4 protein-coding genes are annotated in these 3,202 nt (G+C 61.1%); all 4 read right to left on the bottom strand.

Features of this window, described 5'->3' with window-relative positions:
• Positions 1-202: 202 nt before the first annotated feature.
• A complete protein-coding gene (locus ENZ75_RS26205) occupies positions 203-361 on the bottom strand; it encodes a hypothetical protein (protein WP_013531528.1) in 159 nt (52 codons plus the stop codon).
• 83 nt (positions 362-444) lie between these two features.
• Positions 445-915 (bottom strand): YbhB/YbcL family Raf kinase inhibitor-like protein, encoded by a 471-nt coding sequence (locus tag ENZ75_RS26200; protein WP_013531529.1) that lies wholly within the window; start codon positions 913-915, stop codon positions 445-447.
• A gap of 47 nt (positions 916-962) precedes the next feature.
• A complete protein-coding gene (locus ENZ75_RS26195; protein ID WP_013531530.1) occupies positions 963-1,169 on the bottom strand; it encodes a hypothetical protein in 207 nt (68 codons plus the stop codon).
• A 98-nt stretch (positions 1,170-1,267) separates the two neighbouring features.
• Positions 1,268-3,202: protein-L-isoaspartate(D-aspartate) O-methyltransferase (locus ENZ75_RS26190; RefSeq protein ID WP_128278426.1), on the bottom strand; the 1,935-nt coding region annotated here is incomplete at its 5' end.

Below are 3,202 nucleotides of genomic sequence, written 5' to 3'. Positions count from 1 at the left end.
CAGCAACCATGAAAGCGCGCTGGGCTGCGACGCGAGTCCGCTCAGCCGTCAGCGGCAGGTTCTTTGCGTGGTTGCGGCAAAGGATAATGCGCTGACCCAGTTGGGGATCGTCGTCGCCCGCTGCGGCTTACGATCCCCTGTCTTGCCGATTGGATGTCTTGCCGATTGGATGTCTTGCCGATTGGATATCTTGCGATGCGGATCAACGCTTGTCCTGGTATAGCCGGTCGGTCGCCCGGTCGCTTTCCCTTCGTTCGGCGGGCCCACGCCGGCGGCGTGCGATAACGGCATAGGCCAACAGCACGATCAGCAACAATGGGCCGCCGGCAACGACGACCAACCACATGATATCTCCAAACATGGCGGCATCTCCTTTCCCAGACAACCGGCAAGGAGGAGAACCGTTCCGCGCAGCAGCAGGGTAATGCCACCTCGGTCATCAACTTACGGATTGCGTTCGTAGGTTCCGATGAGTTCTGCCTGCTCGAGCGAGTGTTTCTGCGCCTCCCGCCAGATGCGCTCGACGCCTGCGCTGGCCGGAATGGCAAGGCTCGGCGTGTCGAGCGCGGCCAGCCGGAAATGGTAATGGTGGACGCCATGTCCGACCGGGGGTTCAGGGCCGTCGTAATAGGCGTTGCCAAAATCATTTGTTGCTTGCCTAAGGGCACCGGGACCTGGCTTGCCGCTTTCCGCCTCGGGAAGTTCCCTTGTCTCCGCGGAGATGTTGAATACCGCCCAATGACCAAACGTTCCGCTCGGCGCATCAGGATCCTGAACGACGAGAACGAGGCTTTTGGCGTCGTCCGGTACTCCAGACCATTTCAGCGGCGGCGATACGTTTTTGCCGTCTCGTGTATATCTTTCGGGAATTGGTCCGCCTTCGGCAAAGGCGGCGCTGCTGAGGGCAAGTGGCATGGTTCACTCCTTCCGGGGAAGTTGATCGCAGCGATGCCAACGGCATGCTATTTGTTGGTCCGCATCTTTTGTCTTGGATCGATCCCGCCAGCAGCGGTCGTGTCGTTCTCGACATCGCCTTCGACCGTGTTCTCGCCTTCAAGCTCGAACTCTTCGCCTTCCTTGATCGTTCCCTTGGAAGTCCCGATACCAGGATTGTTCGCCAAGTCGGCATCGCTCGGTTTTTTCCATTTCGGATGTTTGGTTCCGGTCATGAGAAAACTCCTTCGACGGGATTTCAGTTTAAAAATGCAAGCCAGATGGGCCGTTCCGGTTCCAGGGCTCTGCTTCATCGGCTCGCCGCGCGCGCCGGTTAGAGCCCGAATGGATAGGTGTCGGGAACGCCGGTTCTTGCATGCTCCGGGCCAAGCGGCGTCACTGCCGCGGTTTTGTCGAACCATAGGAACGCGTCGAACTGCTGGGGCAGGGAAGCGTCCGCATAGTGGCTGCCCAGCTCGGTTTCCGGCCGGTAGATTACCCCGATGAATCGCTCCAGCCTACGTTCCAGCAGCCGCTCACGCAGCGTCTTGTCGCGCCCGAGGTCGAGCAGGAACCGCGACACAAGAGAATCGTGGCAAAGCCGTTCGTAGCTGTCGGCGTGCGACGCGCGAACCTGCTTCACCTCCATTTCGCCATCCCAGTCGCTTGCGGCCGCTACAGTGCCGGAATGCGTGCCCATACCGATTAGCGCTGCCTCATCGCCGAAACGCTGCCGGCAGAGCTGACCGATGTTCAGTTCGTCCCTGACGACACCCATCTCGGTAAAGCGGGCATCGCCGATATGGGAATTGTGCGCCCACACCACCGCCTTGGAGTTGGGGCCGCCGGCGTCCAACAAATGTTCCAAGGTCTCGAACATGTGGGTGTCGCGCAGGTTCCAGGACTCCGCACCGCCATAGTACATGATCCGGTAGTAGTGTTCGGCGGACGCGATCAGCCGAGCATTCTGACTGGCGTCGAGAAAGTCGGTTCCGTCCTGTTTTGCATAATCGAGTTGTCTGGCGAGCAAGTCCCGGCATTGTTCCAGCACGGCTTTCTCGCATTTTTTATAGCCGGCGGTGAGCACCGCACGGCCGTAGGTAGACGGTTCGTGTTGCCAGGGCGTCAGGCAACCATACCGTTCGCGTGCAATCTTGGCTGCCTGGGGATCGACCCGGTCGAGATAGTCGAGGACCGCGCCTATGGACCCGCTCATATTGTAGATGTCCAGGCCGTAGAACCCTGCTTGCTCCGAAGGTTCTAGCTTCTCGTTGCGACGGCGCATCCAGTCGGAGAAGGCCGCGACATCGGTGTTGCGCCACATCCACGTCGGAAACCGCTGGAATGGCGCACCGGCGCCTGTTCGCGGCCGACGATGGCGAACGTAGCGGTCGATCGCCGCCGCATCGGGCCAGTCCGCCTCGACCGCGACGATGGTGAAGCCGTGCCGTTCGACGAGCCTGCGGGTGATCGCCGCGCGCGCCCTGTAGAACTCGGACGTGCCATGGCTTGCCTCGCCAAGCAGAACGACGCGCCGGTCGGCGAACCGGTCGAACAATGCGCCGAAGGCCGGATCGTCGAAATCGGGCAGCGGTTCAGCCGCGGCCGCGATCATATCGGGCAGGCTGATCGGATGCGGATGTCGAAGTGGACGACCGACCTTGGTGACGGTGCCGTTTTCCGACCAACCCTGCTCGCCGATGAGAGGGACGAAGCGCACGCCGCCGAAATCCTCCTCGCTGTAGGTTGCGGCACCTGTCCGGGTGACTTTGAGCAGGCGTTGCAAATCGGGGTCGTCGCCGACCGGAATGACGAGCCTGCCGCCGACATCGAGTTGCTCCTGAAGGGCGAGCGGTGCGCCGGGACCGCTGGCTGTCACCACGATGGCATCGAACGGCGCCGCCTGCGGCCAGCCCTTGGTGCCATCGCCTGTCCGGACCTCGATGTTTCGATAGCCGAGTTTTTCAAACCGCCGTTTCGCCGTTTCTGCCAAACCGGGATGACGCTCTATGGTGTAGACCTGTTCGACGATCCGGCTCATCACCGCGGCGGCGTAACCCGAGCCGGTGCCGATTTCGAGCACGTGGTCACCCGGTTTGACGTCCGCCATTTCGATCATGAATGCGACGATGTAGGGTTGCGATATGGTCTGGCCGTCGGCGATCGGCAGCGGCGTGTCTTCATAAGCAAATTCCTCGAAACCGGGTTCTACGAAGGCCTCGCGTGGAACTTCGCGCATCGCCTGCAGAATTTCACGGTCATGGATGCC

Source organism: Mesorhizobium sp. M7A.F.Ca.CA.002.04.1.1, from assembly GCF_004022805.1.
Lineage (GTDB): Bacteria > Pseudomonadota > Alphaproteobacteria > Rhizobiales > Rhizobiaceae > Mesorhizobium > Mesorhizobium ciceri.
Note: the sequence above shows the minus strand (reverse complement) of the source record. Positions and strands in the feature narration are given on the sequence as shown.